Source organism: Yersinia proxima (assembly GCF_902170785.1).
Classification (GTDB): domain Bacteria; phylum Pseudomonadota; class Gammaproteobacteria; order Enterobacterales; family Enterobacteriaceae; genus Yersinia; species Yersinia proxima.
Map to the genome: position 1 here is coordinate 466,037 of NZ_CABHYG010000009.1, position 24,523 is coordinate 490,559.

A 24,523-nucleotide genomic window follows, 5' to 3' on the forward strand; every position below is an offset into this window, starting at 1 on the left:
CTTTCATCATCCTATACCCTTAAGGGGTATGACCGCAATCATCCTGATTGCTAAATGGACATGGCTTTTCATAACTACTTAATATAAAAACGGCCCTTTCAGGCCGTTAAGTTAATCATTTATACTTTGGGTGTACCTATGCTGACCCACATTGGGCCCTTCCCAACCGGATAGCGCTTGAGGGTTGTCAACTCGCCGCTATCATGATCGATACGATACACTGCGATATGATCAGATTTCTGGCCGGAAGAGATCAGGAACTGACCGCTGTGATCGATATTAAAACCGCGCGGCTGGGCTTCAGTCTGATGATGCCCAACCAATGCAATCTCACGCCCGTCTTCAGAAACACTAAAAATACCCAACAGACTGGCAGTACGGTCGCTAATGTACAAATGGCGACCATTTGGCGTGATGTGAATATCAGCTGCCCAACGGGTGTCAGTAAAGTCAGCAGGCATGGCATCTAATGTTTGAATGATTTTATATTCTTGGCCGTTATCGCTGATTTGGTAGACATCAACCGAGCTATTCAGCTCATTGACACAATAAGCGACCTGCTGATTAGGGTGGAAAGCCATATGACGCGGGCCTGCACCGGCGGCAACAGTCACAGCCGCCTGCGCGTGTGGCGTCAATTTGCCCTCAGCACTCAAATCAAATAAGCGCACTTTGTCTTCTTTCAGGCAAGGCACCAGCAGGATTTGATTGGTTGGGTCAATATTTGCCGAGTGTGGCGCGGGTAGATCATCAAGTTGCTGAATAGGCGCTTGTACCACACCATGCTCATCAATAGGGCTGATGCTGACACAGTTGAAACTGTAAGAAGCAGAGAACAGAAAACGGCCTTGCAGATCCGTACCAATATGAGTCGGGCTACCTGGCAATGGTGCCATACCAGCGGCAGTCAAAGTGCCATCATCGGCAATGTTATAGCTGATGATGGCAAAATCAGGGCGAACGCCAACATACAGATGACGCTGGTTCGGATTGATTGTCATCGGCTGCACCTGGCCCGGTACTTCCACCGTTTGCAGTAAGGTTAATTCACCGGTGGAACCTAATTGCCAGACATGGATTTGCTGACTGTCTGGGCTTGCCACGTAAACCACTTGCTTCATCTTTACTCCTTAGTCGAACTTGTTGGGCAACACTATTTTTTATTAACGCATGATTGATACCCTAGCTTACCTGACTGAGCAGGTCTACCGTCGCGCGTTTTAAAACTAATGATGCTGACCATCCCAAGTCAGGTTTAATCAACGGCTTATCCGGTGTACCATCAGAAAATACTATTCAAACATATTATTTCTCGCCTTGGGATTAGCATCACTATGACATACCGTATTATTGCATTGGATTTGGATGGAACGCTGCTCGACAGCAAGAAACGTATTTTGCCTGAATCTTTGTCTGCACTAGCGCAAGCCCGCGCTGAAGGAGTCAAGGTTGTGGTCGTCACGGGCCGCCATCATGTGGCGATTCATCCGTTTTATCAGGCGCTTGAGCTCGACACTCCAGCGATTTGCTGCAATGGCACTTACATATATGATTACCAAGCCAAAAAAGTTTTAGATTCCAATCCATTAAAACCTCAGCAGGCGGTTCAGGTATTACAGTTGCTGGAGCAAAATGATATCCACGGGCTGATGTATGTCGACGATGCGATGCTATATCAACAGAGTAGCGGGCATGTCGTGCGCTCCCTCAATTGGGCCGAATCACTACCCGCAGCCCAACGCCCGACTCTGCTTCATGTCGATAGCTTATTAGATGCCGCCCACAGCGCCAATGCAATTTGGAAATTCGCCACTTCCCATGCAGATATCGGCCAGCTAAAAACATTTGCGAGCAAAGTAGAAGATGAAATGGGGCTGGCGTGTGAATGGTCGTGGCATGATCAGGTGGATATTGCCCAAGCGGGAAATAGCAAAGGGATGCGCCTGCAACAATGGGTTGAATCTCAAGGTTTGAGCATGAAAGACGTGGTCGCTTTTGGTGACAATTTTAACGACCTGAGCATGCTTGAGAGTGCCGGTTTAGGTGTGGCGATGGGCAACAGCGCTGATGCCATCAAACAACGGGCTGATCTGGTGATTGCCGATAATGAACAACCGGGTATTGCTGCGGTTATCCGCCAGCATGTGCTGGCTTGATAGCTTAGCCAAAAGAGTAAAATTACTCTGTTAGATCAGCTGCAGACAACTCATAAAGCTGAATCAAGGGGAAACACTCCGTTGGGGTCGTAACGGCGTAAGCCGTCGGAGCGCCCCCTGGAGTGGTCGCTCCTTGACTAGCAGAAGTTAGTCGCAGAGAGTTTCACACACTCAATTCTTACGATTAAACGACACACTTTTTATCTGTGCATACACCCACTGACCGGATTTCAGCCCCAGTTCATCCCGCGCCCATGGTGTAATTCTTGCCCATAACCATTGGTCGCCAACAGCCAGTTTGACATCAACCTGCCCATCAACTTCAATACATTCGGCTATTTTGACCGGCAAAATATTGCGAATACTGCTGTTTTGCGGTGGCTGTAATACCAATGAGACATCGGCCGCATTTATCCGGATGCGCATTGATTCACCCTCTTGCGCCTCCAGCTTTCCGACCCATAACCGCTGGTCGCCTAATGCCAGTGCTGTCATCGCGTAACGGTCATGATGACCAATGACACTCACTCGCAATATGCTGCTCGGCTCCTCCCGTTGTAGCCACGGACGCAATGCACTACTGGCCCACACCTCTTCCAGGCCACCAACAGCACGCACTTTACCCGCATCCATCACCACCACTTGATCCGCCAAACGCAAAATCTCGTCCATACTGTGGCTGACATACAATATTGGTGTATTGACGTCTTGCGCTAACCGCTCCAGATACGGCAACAGCTCCCGTTTGCGCGGCAAATCCAGTGAGGCTAAAGGCTCATCCATCAACAACAGCTCAGGAGCGGTCAGCAAGGCACGGCCAATCGCTACCCGCTGTTTTTCACCACCAGAAAGGGTTAACGGGAAGCGCCCTAATAGCGCCTCAATCCCCAGTAATCCTACAATGGTATCAAACTGCCCGCGCATTGACGGGTTCATACCATATTGCAAGTTACCCATTACGCGATAATGAGGGAACAAACGCGCATCCTGAAAGACATAACCTACACGCCGTTTTTCCGGTGGCAGATAAATATTCTGTTCTGCATCCACCAGCACCCGGCCATTAAGCACAACTTTACCTTGCTGCGGGCGAGTCAAACCACCAATCACATTGATCAGCGACGTCTTACCGGCTCCCGACAAACCAAAAATAGCGGTAATGCCTTGGGCGGGTAAATTAGTGCTCACTTGTAAATGCAAATCACCCAGTTGTTGGCTGAAATCCAGTTCTAGCATGATACCCCCATGCGCTTTTTACCCCAACGGGCCAGCCATTCAGACAACAACAGAGAAACCAGCGACAGAATAATGGCAATGACACACAGCCGCGCCGCCGCCGCTTCAGCGCCGGGCGTTTCAATTAGGGTGTACATGGCCAATGGAATGGTGCGAGTTTCGCCGGGAATATTGGAAACAAAAGTGATGGTGGCACCAAACTCTCCCAGAGAACGGGCAAAAGAAAGCACCGTACCGGCAATCACACCCGGTAAAGAAAGTGGCAGCGTGATAGTGAAAAACACCCGCCACGGATTTGCTCCGAGGGTACGCGCAGCCAGTTCCAGACGAGTATCGACGGCTTCTAACGCCAAACGAATTGCCCTGACCATCAACGGGAAAGCCACCACCGCCGAGGCCAATGCCGCACCGCGCCAACTGAAACTGAAATTAATGCCAAACCAGCTATAAAGCCACTCGCCAATAAAACCGCGGCGACCCATGCTTATTAGCAACAAATAACCAATAACCACTGGTGGTAGCACCAGTGGCAAGTGAATAACACTATCTAACAACGACTTACCGGGGAAACGGCAGCGTACTAAAATCCATGCCATCAAAATACCTAACGGCAAACTGCACACCACCGCTACACCGGAAACCTTCAGGCTCAGAATAATGGCCTGCCACTCATACTCACTCAATATCATTAGCGTGTGGTAAATCCATATTTTTCGAAAATAACAGCCGCTGCCGGGCTTTTCAGGTAATCATAAAAAGCAGTAACGGTAGGATTTTCATGACCCTTAACAATCGCCATTGGGTATTCAACCGGCTTATGACTCGCTTCCGGGAATACCCCCACAACTTTCACTTTATCGCTGGCTACAGCATCTGAGCCATAGACGATACCCAGCGGCGCTTCTGCCCGTTCGACCAGTGCCATAGCACTGCGCACGTTATTGGCTCGTGCCATTTCTGGGGCTAAAGTTGTCCAGGCACCTAAATTCTCCAGTGACTCTTTGGCATAAATCCCTGCAGGAACATGATCAGGATCGCCAACCGCCAGACGGCCACCCTCTAACAATTTCTTCCAGTCTGTTTTTTTATCAATCTCGACTTTGGTAATTTTGCTGTCTTTTGGCGCAATCAATACTAACTCATTACCTAACAGGGTAAAGCGGGTATTAGCGACCATTTGTTGCTTATCAATGGCATAATCCATCCATTGTTGATCAGCAGAGATAAATAAGTCCGCCGGGGCACCCTGTTCAATCTGACGAGCCAGAGTAGAGGATGACGCGTAAGAGGCCACTACTTCAACTTGCTTCTCTTTCTTATACTGTGCCGCGATATCTTGCAGCGCATTGGTCAAAGAGGCCGCCGCAAAAACTGTAATATCTGCCGCCATAGCAGAACTGGAAAATGCTGCCAGCAACACTGCACTCGCAACCCATTTATTCACTTTACCGTATTGATTCTTCATCTTGTTCTCCGCATGAGTGATACCGCTATATACGCTGAAATATAACGTAACATCATGGGCAGGTCATGTAATTTATCGGCTAGATGTGAGGTATCTTGAGTTGGTGAAGATAATGGAGCAAAAGATAAAAACGAAAATGCCCGGCGTTAATACACCAGGCATTTATGAAATAGATACAACCGCGTCAGAAACAGCAGCTATCTTACTTAAGAGCGTTCTTTCGTGTGACCCGTTTTAGAGATGATGTTAAACACCTCACCCAGCCCATAGATCATACCCAAAATCACTGCCATCACTACGGGCACCATGACCACAGCAAAAAGCAGGCTTTTCAAAAGATCTAACATACTAACCTCTCATAACTACTTTATAGAGCGATAACCCACGTTATCACAATAACCAATAGATATCATTCTGTGTAAATTATATAAGCAATGAATGAATGCAGTTATTCTAACCCACACAAAAAGAATGTAACCTGCCAAACGTGCGATTGGGGCTTTAGCGCTACGCACTTGATGTTCATTGGATATACACCGATTGTTGAGTCACAATACGCGTTTCCCGCTGGAGCTAAAAATCATGCAGGCCGAAATCCTACTCACTTTAAAACTTCAGCAGCGACTGTTTGCCGATCCACGACGTATCTCATTACTGAAACAAATACAAAATACCGGTTCAATTAGTCAGGGCGCGAAACTCGCGGGCATTAGCTATAAAAGTGCCTGGGATGCCATCAATGAAATGAATACCTTAGCTGAGGAAACCTTGGTCGAGCGGGCAACAGGCGGCAAAGGTGGCGGCGGCGCTTTTCTGACTCGCTATGGTGAGCGTTTAATTCAGCTCTATGATTTGCTGGCGCAGATTCAACAAAAAGCATTTGATACTTTAAAAGACGACTCGATGCCACTGGATAGCTTGCTGGCCGCAATTTCTCGTTTCTCTCTGCAAACCAGCGCCCGTAACCAGTTCTTCGGTACGGTGATAGAGCGTGACCACCAGCAGGTTCAGCAACACATCAATATCTTGTTATCTGATGGGAAAACTCGCTTATCTGCGGCAATCACCCAGCAAAGTGCTGATCGGCTACAACTTGTGGCGGGTAAAGAAGTGTTGGCGCTGATCAAAGCGCCCTGGATAAAACTGATCACTGATCAAGCGCTCGCGGGGGCGGCGGATAACTCTCTGCCAGGCATCGTCAGCAGTATCGAGCCTGGTAATGAACACAGTGAGGTTATCGTGACGTTGGCGGGAGGCGCCAGTCTCTGCTCGACACAGAATAACAGCGAGTTGCACAAATTGAATTTGCGCGTAGGAAGTAATGTTATTGCTCAGTTCAATGCTGATCGGGTCATCATCGCCACGTTGTGCTGAGGAATTCACGTTAATTATCAACTGTAGGTAATCATTTACCTGTTGACATTTTGCCTCTTCCCACCTATTCCTACACTATTATTGTGTTGCGTAATATGGGAAAGATGATGTCTGAATTGCAAATAACGCAAGGTTGTTTTCGTCTGAGCGACACCCGGACACTCATCTTGCCAGAGTTATGTATCTCTTCTGGTGATAAGCTGCACAGAAGCGATAGCTGGGCATTTGTTGGTGCCAATGGCAGTGGCAAATCGTCGCTGGCCAAAGCCTTAGCGGGAGAGCTTGTCCTGCTTAGTGGCAGTCGCCAGAGCAATTTCAACCATATTGTGCGTTTGTCTTTCGAGCAACTCCAACAACTGGTCAGCGAAGAGTGGCAGCGCAATAACACCGATTTACTCAGCGCCGATGAAGATGACACCGGGCGCACCACAGCCGAAATCATCCAGGAAGAATTCAGCGATTCGCAGCGCTGCCAGCAGCTGGCGGAACAATTTGGCATTAGTCACTTGCTCTCCCGCCGCTTTAAGTATCTTTCGACTGGTGAAACCCGTAAGACATTGTTATGTCGGGCACTGATGCCACAACCCGATCTACTGATTCTGGATGAGCCGTTTGATGGTTTGGATGTGGCCGCCCGTGGGCAGTTAGCCAGCATGTTGTCCACACTTGCGGCCCAGGGTGTCACACTGGTTTTGGTGCTTAACCGCTTTGATGATATTCCCGATTTTGTGCAATACGTCGGCGTACTCGCGGATTGCCAATTGACTCATACCGGCCCACGCCAGCAGATCCTTTCCCAAGCGCTGATCGCTCAACTGGCACATAGCGAAAATATGGAGGGATTGTTACTGCCAGAAACAGAAAGCCCACAGCAGAAAATCCACTTACCGCAAGATAATCCACTGATTGTATTGAAAAATGGAGTAGTAAAGTACAATGACCGCCCTATCCTGCATAATCTGAGTTGGCAGGTAAACCCTGGTGAGCATTGGCAAATTATTGGTCAGAATGGTGCTGGAAAATCAACTTTACTCAGCTTAATCACAGGTGACCATCCACAAGGCTACAGTAATGATTTAACACTGTTTGGCCGCCGTCGTGGCAGTGGGGAAACCATCTGGGATATTAAGCGCCATATCGGTTATGTCAGCAGTAGCTTGCATTTAGACTATCGTGTCAGCACCAATCTGCGCACGGTGATTTTATCGGGTTTTTTCGATTCAATTGGTATTTATCAAGCGGTATCAGACAGACAACAACAACTTGCCGATCAATGGCTGGCATTACTGGGCTTTTCTGCGACGACTGCCGCTCAACCTTTCCATAGCTTATCCTGGGGGCAACAGCGCTTGGCTCTGATCGCCAGAGCACTGGTAAAACACCCCGCGTTACTGATTCTCGATGAACCATTGCAAGGACTAGATCCACTTAACCGATTGTTAGTGCGCCGGTTTATTGACGTGATGATCAACGAAGGTGAGACACAATTGTTGTTCGTGTCTCACCACGCAGAAGATGCACCGCAATGCATTACCCATCGATTAACCTTTATTCCGGATGGTGATATTTATCAATATCAACAGGAAAAATTACCTGATTGAATGCATCAAAATTATCTATTTCATTACTTTATTTGTTTAAAAATAATGAAATATTTACCTCATTTACCTGAGGTTTATACCCAACCGCCTATGTTACTATTCCAACCGTCAGCCCGCATTAAGGCTGGCGGTGGATACTGGTTTGAGTTATCCAACCTCGAATATCTCAGGATAAATAAAGGGACTTCCTATGTGGGGCGTACTTGCTGCATCGCTGCTTTTCTTATCAATTAACCGGGTACTTTCCCTGTTTCTGTTAGCTTCATCCTTATCAATTGCCCTTTATCACGGTGTTTTGACATTACCCTCGGCGGCATTTCTGTTGCTGATACTGGCGGTTGCGCTGCTACTAAAAAAATACCGTCAGCAGAAATGGTTGGCAGCCGGATTAGAATTGCTTTTGGTGCTTGCCGCCATTGCCCTATTCCTGCATCTGATACCCGGCTTTAACAACTTGAAAGTGTTAGACCGCGTAAAAATAGGGCCACTGAGCGCCGCCTTCACCATGTATTACAACCTCGATAAGGCACTGGTTCCCTTTATTTTGCTCGCTTGCCTACCCACCTTGTTTGTCGCCAAAAAACATCTATCAGTTAGCAGGATCAGCTGGTTAGGTTTGGTTGTCAGTATCCCTGCATTGTTACTGCTGGCGGTCGCTTTAGGCGGTTTGAAAATTGAAATGCACACTCCGATATGGCTTGGCTCCTTTGTTATGGCCAATATATTTTTTGTTTGCCTGGCTGAAGAAGCGCTATTCCGTGGTTATTTGCAGCAACGCCTAAGTCAGTGTATCGGGAACTATCCTGCGCTGCTGCTTACCGCGCTGTTATTCGGTGCTGCACATTTTGCAGGTGGTACGCTGTTAATGGTGTTCGCTGCTCTGGCGGGAGTCATTTATGGTTTAGCATGGTTATGGAGTGGCCGTTTATGGGTTGCAGTGACATTCCATTTCGGGCTGAATTTAATGCATTTGTTGTTCTTTACTTACCCACTTTATTCCGCCCACTGATTTTACTGACAAGCCCCGATACCTGCCATTTTATCCGCCGGTATCGGGTCATGGCGTCATTTAGCAGGACATTCCTGCTAAATGAATGGATGAGAACGCTACCACTGTGGTTATCTCTGTTATCCCCGAGTTTTCTCTGTTTTTTGGCCTATCCTTGTTCATTCCCCTGTATTTATACCCTCACAGGGATTAAGCTAGCATAAAATTAAATGTAAACGATTCCATTATTGAGCGCAGATCACCTTTTCTCACATAATGGCATGCTATCTTTCTTAGACAAAAGTCATTCGAGGAGTCTTTTATGTACGTACTGGTAACAGGTGGTAGCGGTTACATTGGTAGTCATACCTGTGTGCAATTGATTAAAGCTGGCCACACACCGGTGATCCTCGACAATCTTTGTAATAGCAAATCCAGTGTACTAGCCCGGATACACCAATTAACGGGTTACACCCCTAAATTTTATCAGGGGGATATTCGTGACCGTGCCCTGCTCGATAAGATATTCGCCGCTCATGCTATTGATGCAGTCATTCATTTTGCTGGCTTGAAAGCTGTCGGCGAATCAGTCAGTAAGCCATTGGAATATTATAATAATAATGTCTATGGCACTTTGGTCTTACTGGAAGCGATGCGCACTGCCCAGGTCAAAAACTTTATCTTCAGCTCTTCTGCCACCGTGTATGGTGATCAGCCACAAATTCCTTATGTTGAAAAATTCCCGACCGGTTCCCCCTCCAGCCCGTATGGCCGCAGTAAATTAATGGTTGAACAAATCCTGCAAGATGTGCAACTGGCCGACCCACAATGGAACATGACTATCCTGCGCTATTTCAATCCGGTTGGAGCCCATTCATCTGGGCTGATGGGAGAAGATCCACAGGGTATCCCTAACAACTTGATGCCGTTTATTGCACAGGTTGCAGTAGGCCGCCGTGAATCATTGGCGATATTCGGCAATGACTATCCGACCCCTGATGGCACTGGGGTTCGAGACTATATTCACGTGGTCGATTTAGCTGATGGCCATGTTGCAGCAATGGGAAAATTACATAATCAGCCTGGCGTGCATATTTTTAATCTGGGTGCCGGTGTCGGTCACAGTGTTTTACAGGTGGTCGAAGCATTCAGCAAGGCTTGCGGCAAACCACTGGCCTACCATTTTGCGCCGCGTCGTGAAGGCGATCTTCCTGCTTATTGGGCGGACCCCACCAAAGCAGCGGAACAGCTGGGCTGGCGAGTTAGCCGTTCGTTGGAAGAAATGGCGGCTGATACCTGGCGCTGGCAATCACAAAATCCTCAGGGCTATCCCGATTAAGGTATTTTTATGACTGATTTTAACCCTGTGGACCATCCACACCGTAGATATAACCCATTAAGTGATCAATGGGTATTGGTATCGCCTCATCGGGCCAAGCGCCCATGGCAAGGCCAGCAGGAGTCGCCTTCGACGGAGAGTTTACCGGCGCACGATCCAGATTGCTTCTTATGCCCGGGCAATACACGGGTAACGGGTGACGTCAACCCTGACTACCGGTCAACCTACGTGTTTACCAATGACTTTGCCGCGCTGATGCCGGATACCCCTGATGCGCCGCAAAGTGATGATCCCTTGATGCGCAGCCAAAGTGCACGCGGCACCAGCAGGGTTATTTGCTTCTCACCGGATCACAGTAAGACATTGCCACAGCTAACACTGCCAGCACTGGAAGATGTCATCCAGACCTGGCAACAACAAAGTGCCGAGTTGGGTAAAACATACCCTTGGGTACAAGTGTTTGAGAATAAAGGCGCAGCTATGGGCTGCTCGAACCCCCATCCACATGGGCAAATTTGGGCGAATAGCTTCCTGCCCAATGAAGCTGCACGGGAAGACCGCCTGCAACAGCAATATTATCAGCAGCATAAATCACCAATGCTGCTTGATTATGCGAAACGTGAGCAACGTGATGGCAGCAGAACAGTGGTTGAAACTGAGCACTGGCTGGCTGTAGTGCCCTACTGGGCGGCGTGGCCGTTTGAAACCTTGTTGCTGCCAAAAGCTCATGTTCTGCACTTAGAGGATTTATCGGATGAACAGCGCCACGACCTGGCTATTGCACTGAAAAAACTGACCAGCCGCTACGACAATTTGTTCTCATGTTCTTTCCCTTATTCAATGGGTTGGCACGGCGCGCCTTATAACATTTATGGCACTGATAAAAACGATCATGGTGCTGATAAAACCGCTGACAATACACACTGGCAGTTACATGCACATTTCTATCCGCCATTACTGCGCTCTGCATCGGTACGTAAATTTATGGTGGGTTATGAAATGCTGGCCGAAACCCAGCGAGACCTTACAGCGGAACAGGCGGCTGAACACCTGCGGGCAGTAAGTGATGTCCATTATCGAGAAGCCGGAGTCAAATAATGAGTTTAAAACAGCATACCCAGGCCATTTTCCGCCAACAATTTAGCCATGAACCTGACATCACGATCAAAGCTCCGGGCCGCGTCAATCTTATCGGCGAGCATACCGATTATAACGATGGCTTTGTGCTGCCCTGCGCCATTGATTATGAAACCGTCATCAGTTGCAGTAAACGCAATGATCGCCAGATACATGTTATTGCAGCTGATTATGATAATCAGCAAGACATCTTCTCTCTGGATGAACCGATTGTCCCTCATGCGCAATACCGTTGGGCTGACTATGTGCGCGGTGTGGTAAAACACTTGCAACTGCGTCATGCCGATTTTGGCGGTGCCTCGCTGGTTATCAGCGGCAATGTCCCGCAAGGTGCAGGCCTGAGCTCTTCGGCTTCTTTAGAAGTCGCCGTCGGCCAGGCGCTACAATCACTCTATCAGTTACCTCTGAGTGGTGTGGAACTGGCACTCAATGGCCAGGAAGCTGAAAACCAGTTTGTCGGTTGCAACTGCGGCATCATGGATCAGCTGATTTCAGCACTCGGTCAGCAAGACCACGCGCTACTGATCGACTGCCGCACGCTTGAAACTCGCGCCGTCCCCATGCCAGAAAATGTGGCGGTAGTGATAATCAATTCCAATGTGAAACGGGGCCTGGTTGATAGCGAATACAATACCCGTCGCCAGCAATGTGAAACTGCTGCGCGTTTCTTTGGGGTTAAAGCCCTGCGCGATGTTGACCCTAATCTGTTCTTCTCTATTCAGGATGAGTTAGATCCTGTGGTCGCTAAACGTGCTCGCCATGTGATTACCGAAAATGAACGTACTCTGGCGGCGGCTGATGCATTGGCGGCTGGCAATTTGAAATTGATGGGACAATTGATGCACGAGTCTCATATTTCAATGCGCGACGATTTCGAGATCACAGTTCCACCGATTGACAGCCTGGTGGATATTGTGAAATCGGTTATAGGGGAGCAAGGTGGTGTTCGTATGACTGGCGGTGGTTTTGGCGGCTGTATTGTCGCGCTAATGCCAAACTCGCTCGTCGAGCAAGTTCGTGCGGCTGTAGCGCAGCAATATCCGGCATACAGTGGCGGCAGAACTGAAACCTTTTACGTTTGTCAGGCTTCACAAGGAGCGGGTTTATGCTGAAAAACGACGCTGCATCATCAAGCAGTGTTGACCAGTTAGCACCGGATGGTCACCCCTTTGAATTGACCGAGTTACATAATAAAACCGGTATGAGCGTGACGCTGATGGATTGGGGTGCTACCTGGTTATCAGCAATATTGCCGCTAAAAGGGGGCGAAAACCGTGAGTTGCTGCTGGGCTGTCAAACTCCGGCAGACTATCTGCATCAAGCGGCTTATCTCGGCGCGACGGTTGGCCGTTATGCCAATCGTATTGCTAATGCACAGATCACGGTGGAGGGCGAAACACTTCATCTGATCCCCAATCAAGGTAATCACCAACTGCATGGTGGCCCGGAAGGTTTCCATGCCAGGCGCTGGAAAAAGGTTAAGCAGGACGAGAAGCAGGTCACTTATCAATTGCACTCTCCTGACGGTGATCAGGGGTTCCCCGGCAATCTCACCGCCGAAGTGCAGTATCTGCTGACCGAGGATAATCGGCTGGAGATTCACTATCAGGCTCAGGTTGATAAAACCTGCCCGGTAAACCTGACCAATCATGCGTACTTTAATCTCGATGGCGAAGGGCGAGATGTGCGGGAGCATCGATTACAGCTGTTTGCTGACCGTTATTTGCCGGTCGGCAGTGATGGGATACCCACCGGTGGACTCGAAAGTGTTGAAAAAACTGGCATGGATTTCCGTCAAGCGAAAACACTGGCGCGCGACTTCCTGCAAGACCGTTGCCAACAGCGGGTTAAGGGTTATGACCATGCTTATCTGCTGCATCGCACTTGTGGTGCTACCGAAAGCCCGGCGGCGCACCTGTGGTCCTCTGATAATCAGGTGCAAATGAGCGTTTACACCACAGCACCCGCATTACAGCTCTATAGCGGTAATTTCCTCGGCGGAACACCTGCGCGTAATGGCGGAACCTATGCCAGCTACACTGGCGTCGCGCTGGAAAGTGAATTCTTACCTGATAGCCCTAACCACCCGGAATGGCCACAACCTGATTGCTGGCTAAAACCGGGGAAAACCTACCGCGCAACCACCGTTTATCACTTTATCGCGTTATAACGGATTGCCGCTGCGGCGGCAGTCTCTATTCATCTAAGATAACTATCCATATTCAGCACTACCATCTACGCTTAACTCCATCTGTCTGGCGTTAGTTCATCTGTAGTTCGCCGTTTCAGACCCCCAAACATTATCTAAGGAATTTCTATGCGTCTAACTACCCTATTACTCTCAGCCGGATTGCTGCTCAGTGTGAATGTGATGGCGGCGGATACAGCAAAAACCCCCTCACCGGCTCAAGCCGCGCAACAGAAAAAAATGACCGATTGTAACCAGCAAGCGACAACCCAATCCCTGAAAGGTGATGATCGGAAGAAATTTATGAGTCAGTGCCTAAAAGCACAAGTTCATCCTGATGAAAAAGCCCTGACTCCGCAACAGCAGAAAATGAAAAGCTGTAATGCCGAGGCAGCAACCAAAGAGTTAAAAGGTGACGCGCGTAAAACCTTTATGAGTACCTGCCTGAAAAAAGCCGCTTAATCTACTCTTGTAATAATCATACATTTATCGATATGGAGCCTTTAGTGCTCCATATATCACTTTAGTGTCCCCGTTTTCGTAGCTTGTTTTTTAGTGACGACAGGCTGCAACCTCGATACCACCCCTGATCAACCTATGAAAAGTAAACAATGCTAATGTATAAAACACAGCCACAAATTATAAAATCATTAAATATCAATGAACTATATATTATTAAACTGATGCCAAACTGATACTACATAAATTAAATATTAAGTTAGGATTATTATCAACGCAAAGAAAAACATTCGAGGATTTAAATGATGGGGGTAAATAATACAAATTATGAAATTTCCTCAGACGAATCTAATCTTAATATTCTTAAGAATTTAGGTCAGTCAGGAAAGGATATTAAAATAGGAATTATCGATGGTTTAATAGAAAGAAACCATCCTCTTCTAAACCATATGAATATTCATTGTTCATTAGTGAATGAAGAAAAACAAACCACACATGGTACTGCGGTATGCAGCATTGTAGGAGGTAAAGGTGTAGGTATTGCTGAGAATGTTGAAATTTACAATATTCCAGTATTCCATGAGGACTCGCAGGGGGAATTACAAGGATGCTCTGAGTTAACACTTGCTAAAGCAATTAATGAGGCTCGTAAGCAAGGATGCCACATTATTAATATCAGTGGTGCATCGCTGTCGGTAAATGGTCGCGGATCTGATAATTTGCGTAAGGCAGTAAATCATTGCCAACAAGCTGGAATACTCATTATTGCAGCAGTAGGAAATGAAGGTATTAATCAGGAGTCATTACCAGCCTCTTTAGATTCAGTATTAGCAGTTGGTGCTTGTGATAAAAATGGATATCCAGCCAAATTTAATAACTTTGGTCATAAACTAAGAAGAAAAATGTTGTTAGCACCAGGGATATCAATACCCGTAGCCATAACAGGAAACAATATCTCTCGGGTATCTGGTAGTAGTTTTGCCGCACCTATTATCACCGGATTTTCAGCATTAATTATACGGGCATTATCATTAAATGGAAATAATCAAGCAGCCGAGGTGGTCAATAGATTGTTATTTGAAACCGCCACAAAATTACAGTCGCCGGCTTTGGAACGCCAAATATTTACGTTACATCGTCTTAATATTTCATCGTTACTCCAGCGCGTACAACAAGAGTTAGCACTCTACCAACAAAATAGGAATACCATTATGTCAACTGAAGATAGCATTATTACCCCATCATCAACTGATTTATATCTTGCACCTGAAAATGTAATAACGCCCGCAACTGAAGCAAATGAGAATTATATTTTTGAAGCATCAAACTTATCTTCTCAGCCACAAAATTCAAGTTTAACTTTACCCAAAATTAATGATTCGGCAGCCAATAACTATGTTCATGCGCCCATAAATAGAGTCAAACCACAGGCTGACTTTGATGCACGCCATGTTCGTCATCAGGAGAAAGTTTTTCTGATTGGAACCATCGGTTATGACTTTGGCACAGAAGCGCGATTAGATTATTTCACTCAGGTTATGGGGAATGGACAAGGCCATCCTTTTGATCCGCAACAGATGGCAAAGCATCTGGTCGCCGGAGACAATATTGAACAATCCGACGCATTAATTTGGGTATTAAAAGTTGATGGCATTCCTGTCTATGCCATAAAACCCGATTCACAGTTTGCAGTATTGGAATATGCGCGAATAGTCAACTTCTTGAATGATCAAGAGGAAGAGGGAGTAGAACGTGTTTCAGTATCTGGAGTCGTCACTGGGGAAACACGCCTGTTTAATGGGCAAGTCATTCCAACCGTTAGCCCGGTATTACGCGGAATGTTCAATTGGAAATCTCGTGACTTAGCTGAATTAGTCATGGGCAAAGATGCCTTAAGCACACCAAAAACTGATGAACTGATGAACTTTATTAATCGCATTTACTACGAATTACGTAATCGCGGTTATGACTCCCATGAACGTGCTATTAATTATGCGGCAACCAATGCCTACCAAATGCGTGAAGTTTTTGACGATGCTTATAAGGAGTCTTTATTCCTTAATACAATAAGTGCTGCGGTAAGCCCGGTAAGTCGCCCTGATTCAGACTGTTGGGATGTGGTATTAGAATTCTTCAATCCTAAAGAAAGATTAACCACGGCCCGTAAGTTATATCGCTACACAATCGATGTAAGCGATATTATGCCAGTAACAATTGGAACATTGCGCAGTTGGTATGTCTATTAAGTCTAAAGCTCTCTCGATTTAAATATTTGTCGTCATCCGACGGCGATAACCCGGTGATTAAATTCACCACTACATAAAATATGAAGGAAATAAACATGAAACTTCCAATCCAAGCTCAAAGTGTTAATCGTTCTAACCGTATTGCTGAAGCAAAAATGGCAGGTGTTAATCCAGCATTTTGGGACTCAGTGCTGAGTGTTCTGAAAAAAGCCGGTCAGGGTGCACTTGCCGGTGTATTAGGTTAATAATTAAGGTGCACAATTATTAAATTGTGCACCTTATACTTTTACTACCTCTGGTTAAAGTAAAAGAAAACGGAATTTCACCCAATACAGTTAGCTATTTTATCTGGTAGCTTTATTGTCATACTGAAGTTATTACATTAATCTATTCATGCACCCTTTAGTATTATAGTTTTTATTAAAACATTATATTTAAACTACTCTACCTGGGGACGTGAATAGATTATTTTTATTAAAATTTATTGGTTGAGGTTAGCGATATGTCAAACCGTGGTCTACAAATAAACGCTTCAGAACTGAGACGCCTTAGATTAAAAAAAAATTGAGCCAAGAGCGGCTTTCTGAGCAAAGTTTGAGCTTAAAGTGCTATGTATCAATAGCAACGCTAAAAAGAGCTGAATGTGGAAAACCGATATCCAGGCAAACGCTTTACAAGTTGACCAAGTTTTTTGGGGTAGAGGCTGCTGTTTTAACTTCAGTCAACACGGAGAAAAATGGCGAGTTTGTCACTGACTTCCAACCAACATTGCAACCCATCGTGATCAATTGGAGTCTTTTATCTACATTAACAGATACAATTGAATATGAGTACATTACTTATATTTGCAGTGAACTCCACGCATCATTAATTAAGCTAAATAGTGACGAAGCCGTAAATAAAGTTTTTTCCGGAATAAAGTAAAATTAATGCACGTAAGTTTTTATAAAAAATATATCACAGCGTTCTTTAAGTAAGCGCTGAGTATTGAGATTTAAATATCGCCACTACTGGCCTTTATATAATCATAAAATAGTTATAGGTTTCGTAATTGTTTTTATAACTATTTTCATATTTTAAATATATGATTCATTTAATGTTATCTCTGAAATCAAATTAGCAAGAGGAATAAATAATGAAATTTAATCTGATTAAACTTTTGCCTGTTCTTTTATTGGCTGCATGTACCACAACAGATCACTCCACCGCCCCCAAAACCACACTCTCGGCGCCTACCGTTACTGAACAAAATTTGCCAGCTGCAGCTATTGATAGCTGTCTTGTCGGCTGCCCGACCGGTGGTAGTGATCAAACAGTTATCCGTGACGTGTATACGCTGAACAATAACAGTAATACTAAATTTGCAAATTGGGTGGCATATAAAGTCACAAAAAGCAGTCAGGCTAGCAACCACCCGCGTAAATGGGCACAAGATCCCGACTTGCCGGCCTCAGATACATTGGCACCGGCAGATTATACTGATGCTAATAAAAAGCTGGCCGTTGATCGTGGCCATCAGGCTCCGTTGAGCTTACTCGCTGGTAATAATGATTCGAAGGCGCTTAATTATTTGTCAAATATCACGCCACAAAAAGCAGCCTTAAACCAAGGTGCATGGGTGAGACTCGAAGATAAGGAACGCGCATTGGCTAACCGTCAGGATGTTACTGCTGTTTACTCTGTTACCGGGCCGCTATTTGAACGCAATATCGGAACACTGCCAGCAAAGCCGTCTGTTGCAATCCCGAGTGGCTATTGGAAGATCATTTTTATTGGCACATCACCGGATAAAGGCCAGTATGCCGCATTCCTAATGGATCAAGATACGGCCAAATCAGCTAATTTTTGCGATTATCAAGTCACCGTTGATACTATAGAAGCAAAAACAAATCCCCAATTGACTATCTGGTCAAACTTGCCCGCTGATGTTGCCCAAATAATTAAATCACAGAAAGGGACGCTGGCTAAGACGATTGGGTGCGATTAAATCGATTCGACCCTTGGCCTTACCTTATGATAAAAAATTGGCTATGGTTAAACACTATCGATTGCTGTCTGCGGTCATCACGCAATATAATGATAATAGTTATCATTGAATATACCCTGAATAATTCGAGTTGCAGCAAGACAGTCAATACGTATGCAGCTTGAAGTTGTAATCGGTATAAATTAGTCATCTGAGGAGTTCGAACTATGGCAGTAACAAAGCTGGTTCTGGTACGTCACGGCGAAAGTCAATGGAACAACGAAAACCGCTTTACGGGTTGGTATGACGTTGATTTGTCTGAAAAAGGCCGTACCGAAGCAAAAGCAGCTGGCAAGCTGTTGAAAGATGAAGGTTTTACTTTTGATTTCGCCTACACCTCAGTATTAAAACGCGCTATCCATACCTTGTGGAGTATCCTGGACGAACTGGATCAGGCTTGGCTTCCAACGGAAAAAACCTGGAAACTGAATGAGCGTCATTATGGCGCATTGCAAGGTCTGGATAAATCTGAAACTGCGGCTAAATACGGTGACGAACAAGTTAAACTGTGGCGTCGCGGCTTTGCCATCACCCCTCCAGCACTGGATAAAAGTGATGAGCGCTTCCCTGGCCATGACCCCCGCTATGCAAAATTAACTGATGCAGAGCTGCCAACTACTGAAAGCCTGGCTCTGACTATCGATCGCGTTATCCCTTACTGGGAAGAAGTGATCAAACCACGCATCGCCAGTGGTGAGCGCGTTATCATCGCCGCTCACGGTAACTCTCTGCGTGCACTGGTTAAATATCTGGATAATCTGAACGAAGAAGAAATTCTTGAGCTGAATATCCCAACTGGTGTGCCATTGGTGTATGAGTTTGACGAAAACTTCAAACCAATCAAACACTACTATCTGGGCAACGCTGATGAAATCGCGGCTAAAGCTGCTGCGGTTGCCAATCAGGGTAAAGCCAAGTAATCATTCCTGATTAGTCGCATTAAAAAACCCCCGTACATCTCAGATGGCGGGGGTTTTTGTTGACCAGCGATTAGGAGGTGCATCGCCCGAATTCAAAATGACAAGTACGATAGCCTACTGGCGGCGAGCTTTGACTGCATTTGATAACTGGCGCAGCAACACTTCTGTATCTTCCCAACCAATACAAGCATCGGTGACACTTTGGCCGTAAGTTAAGGGTTCGCCACTTTCCAGATTCTGACTACCTTCGACCAGATGACTTTCAATCATCACGCCCATAATGGATTTTTCGCCCTGAGCAATCTGACGACAAACATCCGTCCCTACTTCCATTTGTTTTTTGAATTGCTTACAGCTGTTAGCATGGCTGAAATCAATCATGATTTGTGGTTCCAGGCCAGCTTTGCTAAGCCCCTCTTTCACCGCTGCAACATGGGAACTGCTGTAATTAGGCTCTTTGCCACCACGCAGGATGATATGACAATCATCGTTTCCTGCGGTATTGACAATCGCTGAGTGTCCCCATTTAGTCACCGACAGGAAACAATGTGGCGCACTGGCAGCGTTGATAGCATCAATAGCGACTTTGATAGTGCCATCAGTACCATTTTTGAAACCAACCGGGCAAGACAGGCCAGAAGCCAGCTCACGGTGAACCTGAGATTCCGTGGTGCGGGCACCGATCGCTCCCCAGCTCATCAGGTCAGCCAGGTACTGCGGGGTGATCATATCCAAAAACTCACCGGCTGCCGGTAAACCGCTCTCATTAATGTCCAATAGCAACTTACGTGCGATACGCAGACCATCATTAATATCGTAGCTACCATCAATATGCGGATCGTTAATCAGACCTTTCCAACCTACTGTGGTACGCGGTTTTTCAAAATACACCCGCATCACCACTTCAAGCTCGCCTTGCAACTCTTCACGCAATGTCAGCAAACGAGCCGCATACTCTTTGGCCGCCTGAGTATCGTGAATAGAGCATGGGCCAATCACCACCAACAAGCGATCATCCTGAGAGCGCAAAATGCTGTGAATCGCAGCGCGGGTCTTGGCGACGATTTCTGCTGCATTATTGCTGGCCGGAAACTTCTCTAGCAGGGCGACTGGGGGCAGGAGTTCCTTAATTTCTTTAATCCGTAGGTCATCATTCAGGTAATTCATAGCTCTTCCATTAAGTCTTGTGACGATCATCGCACAACGTCTGTCTGTATTAATCTAGTTGAACCAATCTAACTGGTGAATTGAATGCTGTAAATCTACTTTATCGCATTAGGAGAGCCGCACAGATAAACAACAACATCGCTGTTATCTATAATATGCATCAATCATTGAATGAAATCCTATCAGGGCTAACATAGATAGATAATTCTCGTTTTACGTTCAGCTTTTACTATTGAAGGATAAATATGTCTGCATCATCGTTTTTCCCACAAGACGGCAACAGCAAGCGCCTGCTGATAGCTTTCGCTGTGACGACTCTGTTTATGGTGGCAGAGGCGATTGGCGGCTGGTTATCTGGCTCGCTGGCACTGCTGGCTGATGCCGGGCATATGCTGACCGATTCTGCCGCATTATTTATTGCACTAATGGCAGTACATTTCTCACGGAGGAAGCCGGATTCTCGCCATACCTTTGGTTATTTGCGGCTCACCACGCTGGCCGCTTTTGTTAACGCCGCAGCTTTATTATTGATTGTGGTGCTGATTTTTTGGGAGGCGGTTCGGCGTTTCTTTACCCCGCATGAGGTGATGGGTGTACCGATGTTAATCATCGCCACAGCAGGATTATGTGCGAATATTTTCTGCTTCTGGATACTTCATCATGGCGAGGAAGAAAAGAATATCAATGTGCGGGCCGCAGCCTTGCATGTTATGGGTGACTTATTAGGCTCCGTCGGGGCTATCGTGGCAGCCGTAGTGATCCTGACCACCGGCTGGACCCCCATAGATCCAATTTTGTCAGTATTGGTCTCGGTACTGGTGTTACGCAGTGCCTGGCGTCTGCTGAAAGAAAGTTTTCACGAGCTATTGGAGGGCGCACCGCAGGAGATTGATATCAATAAGTTACGCAAAGATCTCTGCACTAGCATCTATGAAGTGCGGGACGTCCATCACGTCCACTTATGGCAAGTCGGTGACCAACGGCTGATGACACTGCATGTGCAGGTAATCCCACCGCAAGACAATGATGAATTACTGCAACGAATTCAGCACCATCTGCTGCATCATTACCATATTGGTCATGCCACCATTCAGATGGAGTACCAGCACTGCAAAGCACCAGATTGCGGCATTAATCAAACCGCCAGTGCCGGAGAGCACCATTATCACCATCATTGATGTCATCAGTCAGGCGAATGCTTTAGCGCACCTCGCCTGACTGACATTTCCAGCAACAGCTATTGGACCGAAATATTAATTATTCTGGGTAGACAGTGGCCGTGAATGGTTTCGTGCCGCACTCTTAATCCACAGCCAAGAGCCATTGAGTGCAATCAGCGTCAGTATCACGTATTCCAGCGCCATGGCGTAAACACCCTGGTAGGCGAAAATTGCCACACTGATGACATCAATAACCACCCAAATCAGCCAGTTTTCAACATACTTTCGGGTCATCAAGATCATCGCCACGATGGATAAGACCATCATAGTGGAGTCCCAGAATGGGAAAGCGTCTGGCTGCAACTCCGGCATTTGGACATTCGCCCCCAAACCTTGCATAACGGTAACTGCCGCACGGGTTAGCCAGGCAAATACCGTATCAATATGCAACGTCATCAAAGCGATACCCGCGACACAAACCACGCCCCAAGCCAATGCTTTCGGCAAAGATAACCAACGAATTTTTAATTCCGCTTGATTATCAGGCGTTTGTTTGCTCCAGGCATACCAACCATAAATATTGGCTACAAAGAAGAACAGCTGTAGCAATAAGCTGGCATAGAGTTGGATCTGGAAGAAAATCACCGCGAACAATGTCACGTTTATCAACCCAAACAAGTAGTTGATGATTTTCTCTTTGCTGGCAAACCAGATACACAGCAATCCAAACAGCGTACCTATTGCTTCAATCCATGAAAGATCATACCCGCCTGTACCCAGCGGAATATGAACCAATATGTTACTGGTACTAAAGAAATCCATCTGGCTATCCTTTTGCTGTTAATACATCTGTTTTCTAGCTTGTGGAGTGAAGGGGTTACCGCACCTACGGGCACTCCGGCGACTAACGTCGCTACGACCCGAACGGCACGATTCCCCTTCATTTGGCTTTGTCGTCAGTATGAAGTGTTTACGCATTGCCTTTGATCTGTAACTTCAACTGATTAGCAAATTCCAACATGCGATTTAGCGGTATCAGCGCCTGCTGACGCAATTGTTCATCAACATGTATCTCATGCATCACACCACCCTGCTCCAGCCCCTCAGCAATCGCTTTAAGGCCATTCATCGCCATCCACGGACAATGTGCACAGCTTCTGCATGTTGCACCTTCGCCAGCAGTGGGAGCTTCGAATAACTCTTTATCCGGACAAGCCTGCTGCATTTTATAGAAAATGCCACGATCCGTTGCGACGATCAGTTTTTTCTGGGGCAATGTTTTTGCCGCCATGATCAACTGACTGGTTGAACCTACCGCATCCGCCATATCGACAACAGCTTGTGGCGACTCCGGGTGAACCAACACCGCGGCATCGGGATGTAATGCTTTCATTTGAGCCAGTGCCTGGGTTTTAAACTCGTCATGAACGATACAAGCCCCCTGCCAGCACAGCACATCGGCACCACTCCTTTTTTGTACGTAGTTTCCAAGATGCCTATCCGGTGCCCAGATTATTTTCTCGCCCAGGCTATCGAGATGTTCGATTAACTCAACCGCGATACTGGAAGTTACCACCCAATCAGCCCGGGCTTTGACCGCCGCTGAGGTATTGGCATACACCACGACAGTGCGGTCAGGATGGCTGTCGCAGAATGCGGCAAATTCATCAGCCGGACAGCCTAAATCCAGCGAACATTCAGCATTGAGGGTTGGCATCAATACTTGCTTTTCGGGATTGAGTATTTTAGCCGTTTCCCCCATAAAACGAACGCCAGCGACCAACAGAGTTGACGCGGGGTGGTTGTTACCGAATCTCGCCATTTCCAGTGAGTCAGCAACACAACCGCCAGTCTCTTCGGCCAAGGCCTGAATTTCGGGGTCAGTATAATAGTGAGCGACTAACACGGCATCGCGTTGCTTCAGCAGTGTTTTAATTTTCTCACGATAAAAGGCTTTTTGGTCCACATCCAGCGGGACAGGCCGCGCAGGGAAAGGATAAATCGCTGCATTTACATCAAAAGTTTCGCTCATCGCTCACATCTCTATTGCCAGTGATTCCGGAGCCACGATATCTCTCAGGCTGCCAGTCAGATTAGTTTGTTTTTTATCCTAAACAAAATACTCAATATTTTGCGAAAAGTCGCCAGATATTGTCTCAAAATGGCAAAAATGTTTAATAGAGTTAAATCTGGGGGGGGGGGGTTGAGTGGTAGAAAGGACAGTAGAGGATTATAGAGATCTGTTTGAGGTTCTGGAATGAGAAGTATAAATGATATTGCTTGGAAGATATAACAGAGAGAAGGATAAGAAAATAGTGGGTCGTGCGGGATGACTCGGCCTCTGGCCGCGCCCTTCGGGTCAACGCTGCGCGTTGTTGTCTCGCTTCGCTCGGCTCGAACCTGAACGCAGGTCTCACCCACACGATTATTGTGTAGTATGCGGCTTCTGAGTCTATGGGGATATTTCGATACTTGAAAGAATGGTGGGTCGTGCGGGATTACTCGGCCTCTGGCCTCGCCCTTCGGGTCAACGCTACCGCGTTGCTGTCTCGCTTCGCTCGGCTCGAACCTGAACGCAGGTCTCACCCACACGATTATTGTGTAGTATGCGGCTTCTGAGTCTATGGGGATATTTCGATACTTGAAAGAATGGTGGGTCGTGCGGGATTACTCGGCCTCTGGCCTCGCCCTTCGGGTCAACGCTACCGCGTTGCTGTCTCGCTTCGCTCGGCTCGAACCTGAACGCAGGTCTCACCCACACGATTATTGTGTAGTATGCGGCTTCTGAGTCTATGGGGATATTTCGATACTTGAAAGAATGGTGGGTCGTGCGGGATGACTCGTCCTCCGGACTCGCCCTTCGGGTCAACGCTGCGCGTTGCTGTCTCGCTTCGCTCGGCTCGAACCTGAACGCAGGTCTTACCCACACGATTATTGCGTAGTATGCGGCTTCTGAGTCTATGGGATATTTCGATACTTGAAAGAATGGTGGGTCGTGCGGGATTCGAACCTGCGACCAATTGATTAAAAGTCAACTGCTCTACCAACTGAGCTAACGACC

General features: G+C 46.8%; 22 protein-coding genes and 4 other RNA genes. 14 read left to right on the forward strand and 12 right to left on the reverse strand.

The window, feature by feature from the left end; all coding sequences use genetic code 11:
- Nucleotides 1–119: 119 nt before the first annotated feature.
- Nucleotides 120–1,121 carry a 6-phosphogluconolactonase gene (pgl, locus tag FTB31_RS08755; RefSeq protein WP_227729353.1) on the reverse strand — a complete coding sequence of 334 codons (1,002 nt, stop codon included), beginning with the start codon at nt 1,119–1,121 and terminating at the stop codon, nt 120–122.
- 213 nt (nt 1,122–1,334) lie between these two features.
- Here pgl and FTB31_RS08760 point away from each other — a divergent pair, with 213 nt between their 5' ends.
- Nucleotides 1,335–2,156 carry a pyridoxal phosphatase gene (locus FTB31_RS08760; RefSeq protein ID WP_227721777.1) on the forward strand — a complete coding sequence of 274 codons (822 nt, stop codon included), beginning with the start codon at nt 1,335–1,337 and terminating at the stop codon, nt 2,154–2,156.
- 171 nt (nt 2,157–2,327) lie between these two features.
- Here FTB31_RS08760 and modC read toward each other — a convergent pair whose 3' ends face one another.
- The 4 genes from modC to FTB31_RS08780 form a co-directional block, all read right to left on the reverse strand.
- Entirely contained in the window at nt 2,328–3,392 is a 1,065-nt protein-coding gene (modC, locus tag FTB31_RS08765) for a molybdenum ABC transporter ATP-binding protein ModC (protein ID WP_227731289.1), read from the reverse strand.
- A complete protein-coding gene (modB, locus tag FTB31_RS08770) occupies nt 3,386–4,081 on the reverse strand; it encodes a molybdate ABC transporter permease subunit (protein WP_077174793.1) in 696 nt (231 codons plus the stop codon). The genes modC and modB overlap by 7 nt, the downstream gene beginning before the upstream one ends.
- Nucleotides 4,081–4,857 (reverse strand): molybdate ABC transporter substrate-binding protein, encoded by a 777-nt coding sequence (gene modA, locus FTB31_RS08775; protein WP_077174792.1) that lies wholly within the window; start codon nt 4,855–4,857, stop codon nt 4,081–4,083. Before modA ends, modB begins: the two co-directional genes overlap by 1 nt.
- A gap of 206 nt (nt 4,858–5,063) precedes the next feature.
- Nucleotides 5,064–5,204 (reverse strand): AcrZ family multidrug efflux pump-associated protein, encoded by a 141-nt coding sequence (locus tag FTB31_RS08780; protein ID WP_005158974.1) that lies wholly within the window; start codon nt 5,202–5,204, stop codon nt 5,064–5,066.
- A gap of 235 nt (nt 5,205–5,439) precedes the next feature.
- Between FTB31_RS08780 and modE the strand changes: the two genes are divergently transcribed.
- The 12 genes from modE to gpmA all read left to right on the forward strand — a co-directional run bounded on the left by modE (nt 5,440) and on the right by gpmA (nt 19,135).
- Nucleotides 5,440–6,231, forward strand: a complete 792-nt coding sequence (gene modE / locus FTB31_RS08785; protein WP_050075084.1) for a molybdenum-dependent transcriptional regulator — start codon at nt 5,440–5,442, stop codon at nt 6,229–6,231.
- A gap of 107 nt (nt 6,232–6,338) precedes the next feature.
- Entirely contained in the window at nt 6,339–7,832 is a 1,494-nt protein-coding gene (gene modF, locus FTB31_RS08790; RefSeq protein WP_077174791.1) for a molybdate ABC transporter ATP-binding protein ModF, read from the forward strand.
- 190 nt (nt 7,833–8,022) lie between these two features.
- On the forward strand, nt 8,023–8,841 hold the full coding sequence (locus FTB31_RS08795) for a CPBP family intramembrane glutamic endopeptidase (protein WP_050075082.1): 819 nt from the start codon (nt 8,023–8,025) through the stop codon (nt 8,839–8,841).
- A gap of 301 nt (nt 8,842–9,142) precedes the next feature.
- Nucleotides 9,143–10,159 carry a UDP-glucose 4-epimerase GalE gene (gene galE / locus FTB31_RS08800; protein WP_077174789.1) on the forward strand — a complete coding sequence of 339 codons (1,017 nt, stop codon included), beginning with the start codon at nt 9,143–9,145 and terminating at the stop codon, nt 10,157–10,159.
- Between the two features lie 9 nt (nt 10,160–10,168).
- Entirely contained in the window at nt 10,169–11,257 is a 1,089-nt protein-coding gene (galT, locus tag FTB31_RS08805; protein ID WP_077174788.1) for a galactose-1-phosphate uridylyltransferase, read from the forward strand.
- On the forward strand, nt 11,257–12,408 hold the full coding sequence (gene galK / locus FTB31_RS08810; protein ID WP_050075079.1) for a galactokinase: 1,152 nt from the start codon (nt 11,257–11,259) through the stop codon (nt 12,406–12,408). The genes galT and galK overlap by 1 nt, the downstream gene beginning before the upstream one ends.
- On the forward strand, nt 12,402–13,466 hold the full coding sequence (galM, locus tag FTB31_RS08815; RefSeq protein WP_077293640.1) for a galactose-1-epimerase: 1,065 nt from the start codon (nt 12,402–12,404) through the stop codon (nt 13,464–13,466). Before galK ends, galM begins: the two co-directional genes overlap by 7 nt.
- Nucleotides 13,467–13,613: 147 nt before the next feature.
- The gene (locus FTB31_RS08820; protein WP_050075077.1) at nt 13,614–13,946 is read left to right on the forward strand and encodes a PsiF family protein; all 333 of its coding nucleotides are present in this window, start codon (nt 13,614–13,616) and stop codon (nt 13,944–13,946) included.
- Between the two features lie 302 nt (nt 13,947–14,248).
- Nucleotides 14,249–16,189: a PatA/PatG family cyanobactin maturation protease gene (locus FTB31_RS08825; protein ID WP_227731293.1), complete on the forward strand. Its 1,941-nt coding sequence runs from the start codon at nt 14,249–14,251 to the stop codon at nt 16,187–16,189.
- Between the two features lie 95 nt (nt 16,190–16,284).
- On the forward strand, nt 16,285–16,434 hold the full coding sequence (locus tag FTB31_RS08830; RefSeq protein WP_004708955.1) for a hypothetical protein: 150 nt from the start codon (nt 16,285–16,287) through the stop codon (nt 16,432–16,434).
- Between the two features lie 890 nt (nt 16,435–17,324).
- Nucleotides 17,325–18,176 (forward strand): DNA/RNA non-specific endonuclease, encoded by an 852-nt coding sequence (locus tag FTB31_RS08835; RefSeq protein WP_050075075.1) that lies wholly within the window; start codon nt 17,325–17,327, stop codon nt 18,174–18,176.
- A gap of 206 nt (nt 18,177–18,382) precedes the next feature.
- On the forward strand, nt 18,383–19,135 hold the full coding sequence (gene gpmA, locus FTB31_RS08840; RefSeq protein ID WP_005159006.1) for a 2,3-diphosphoglycerate-dependent phosphoglycerate mutase: 753 nt from the start codon (nt 18,383–18,385) through the stop codon (nt 19,133–19,135).
- Nucleotides 19,136–19,249: 114 nt separating this feature from the next.
- Here the strand turns inward: gpmA and aroG are convergent, their stop codons facing one another.
- Complete coding sequence (aroG, locus tag FTB31_RS08845; RefSeq protein WP_227731290.1) at nt 19,250–20,302, reverse strand: 3-deoxy-7-phosphoheptulonate synthase AroG; 1,053 nt, start codon at nt 20,300–20,302, stop codon at nt 19,250–19,252.
- A 245-nt stretch (nt 20,303–20,547) separates the two neighbouring features.
- Here aroG and zitB point away from each other — a divergent pair, with 245 nt between their 5' ends.
- On the forward strand, nt 20,548–21,480 hold the full coding sequence (gene zitB / locus FTB31_RS08850; protein WP_227731291.1) for a CDF family zinc transporter ZitB: 933 nt from the start codon (nt 20,548–20,550) through the stop codon (nt 21,478–21,480).
- Nucleotides 21,481–21,555: 75 nt separating this feature from the next.
- Here the strand turns inward: zitB and pnuC are convergent, their stop codons facing one another.
- The 6 genes from pnuC to FTB31_RS08880 all read right to left on the reverse strand — a co-directional run bounded on the left by pnuC (nt 21,556) and on the right by FTB31_RS08880 (nt 24,405).
- Nucleotides 21,556–22,284, reverse strand: coding sequence for a nicotinamide riboside transporter PnuC (gene pnuC / locus FTB31_RS08855; protein ID WP_077174785.1), 729 nt, complete (start codon nt 22,282–22,284; stop codon nt 21,556–21,558).
- A gap of 148 nt (nt 22,285–22,432) precedes the next feature.
- Nucleotides 22,433–23,494: a quinolinate synthase NadA gene (nadA, locus tag FTB31_RS08860; protein WP_019081134.1), complete on the reverse strand. Its 1,062-nt coding sequence runs from the start codon at nt 23,492–23,494 to the stop codon at nt 22,433–22,435.
- A gap of 281 nt (nt 23,495–23,775) precedes the next feature.
- A non-coding RNA gene (locus FTB31_RS08865) (RtT sRNA) lies at nt 23,776–23,899 on the reverse strand.
- Between the two features lie 44 nt (nt 23,900–23,943).
- A non-coding RNA gene (locus FTB31_RS08870) (RtT sRNA) lies at nt 23,944–24,068 on the reverse strand.
- A gap of 44 nt (nt 24,069–24,112) precedes the next feature.
- Nucleotides 24,113–24,237, reverse strand: a non-coding RNA gene (locus FTB31_RS08875) — RtT sRNA.
- 44 nt (nt 24,238–24,281) lie between these two features.
- Nucleotides 24,282–24,405, reverse strand: a non-coding RNA gene (locus tag FTB31_RS08880) — RtT sRNA.
- Between the last annotated feature and the right edge of the window lie 118 nt (nt 24,406–24,523).

Excerpts from the sequence above, each read along its gene's own strand:
- pgl (WP_227729353.1), bottom strand. The coding sequence starts at position 1,121 with ATGAAGCAAGTGGTTTACGTGGCAAGCCCAGACAGTCAGCAAATCCAT.
- FTB31_RS08760 (WP_227721777.1), top strand. The coding sequence starts at position 1,335 with ATGACATACCGTATTATTGCATTGGATTTGGATGGAACGCTGCTCGAC.
- modC (WP_227731289.1), bottom strand. The coding sequence starts at position 3,392 with ATGCTAGAACTGGATTTCAGCCAACAACTGGGTGATTTGCATTTACAA.
- modB (WP_077174793.1), bottom strand. The coding sequence starts at position 4,081 with ATGATATTGAGTGAGTATGAGTGGCAGGCCATTATTCTGAGCCTGAAG.
- modA (WP_077174792.1), bottom strand. The coding sequence starts at position 4,857 with ATGAAGAATCAATACGGTAAAGTGAATAAATGGGTTGCGAGTGCAGTG.
- FTB31_RS08780 (WP_005158974.1), bottom strand. The coding sequence starts at position 5,204 with ATGTTAGATCTTTTGAAAAGCCTGCTTTTTGCTGTGGTCATGGTGCCC.
- modE (WP_050075084.1), top strand. The coding sequence starts at position 5,440 with ATGCAGGCCGAAATCCTACTCACTTTAAAACTTCAGCAGCGACTGTTT.
- modF (WP_077174791.1), top strand. The coding sequence starts at position 6,339 with ATGTCTGAATTGCAAATAACGCAAGGTTGTTTTCGTCTGAGCGACACC.
- FTB31_RS08795 (WP_050075082.1), top strand. The coding sequence starts at position 8,023 with ATGTGGGGCGTACTTGCTGCATCGCTGCTTTTCTTATCAATTAACCGG.
- galE (WP_077174789.1), top strand. The coding sequence starts at position 9,143 with ATGTACGTACTGGTAACAGGTGGTAGCGGTTACATTGGTAGTCATACC.
- galT (WP_077174788.1), top strand. The coding sequence starts at position 10,169 with ATGACTGATTTTAACCCTGTGGACCATCCACACCGTAGATATAACCCA.
- galK (WP_050075079.1), top strand. The coding sequence starts at position 11,257 with ATGAGTTTAAAACAGCATACCCAGGCCATTTTCCGCCAACAATTTAGC.
- galM (WP_077293640.1), top strand. The coding sequence starts at position 12,402 with ATGCTGAAAAACGACGCTGCATCATCAAGCAGTGTTGACCAGTTAGCA.
- FTB31_RS08820 (WP_050075077.1), top strand. The coding sequence starts at position 13,614 with ATGCGTCTAACTACCCTATTACTCTCAGCCGGATTGCTGCTCAGTGTG.
- FTB31_RS08825 (WP_227731293.1), top strand. The coding sequence starts at position 14,249 with ATGGGGGTAAATAATACAAATTATGAAATTTCCTCAGACGAATCTAAT.
- FTB31_RS08830 (WP_004708955.1), top strand. The coding sequence starts at position 16,285 with ATGAAACTTCCAATCCAAGCTCAAAGTGTTAATCGTTCTAACCGTATT.
- FTB31_RS08835 (WP_050075075.1), top strand. The coding sequence starts at position 17,325 with ATGAAATTTAATCTGATTAAACTTTTGCCTGTTCTTTTATTGGCTGCA.
- gpmA (WP_005159006.1), top strand. The coding sequence starts at position 18,383 with ATGGCAGTAACAAAGCTGGTTCTGGTACGTCACGGCGAAAGTCAATGG.
- aroG (WP_227731290.1), bottom strand. The coding sequence starts at position 20,302 with ATGAATTACCTGAATGATGACCTACGGATTAAAGAAATTAAGGAACTC.
- zitB (WP_227731291.1), top strand. The coding sequence starts at position 20,548 with ATGTCTGCATCATCGTTTTTCCCACAAGACGGCAACAGCAAGCGCCTG.
- pnuC (WP_077174785.1), bottom strand. The coding sequence starts at position 22,284 with ATGGATTTCTTTAGTACCAGTAACATATTGGTTCATATTCCGCTGGGT.
- nadA (WP_019081134.1), bottom strand. The coding sequence starts at position 23,494 with ATGAGCGAAACTTTTGATGTAAATGCAGCGATTTATCCTTTCCCTGCG.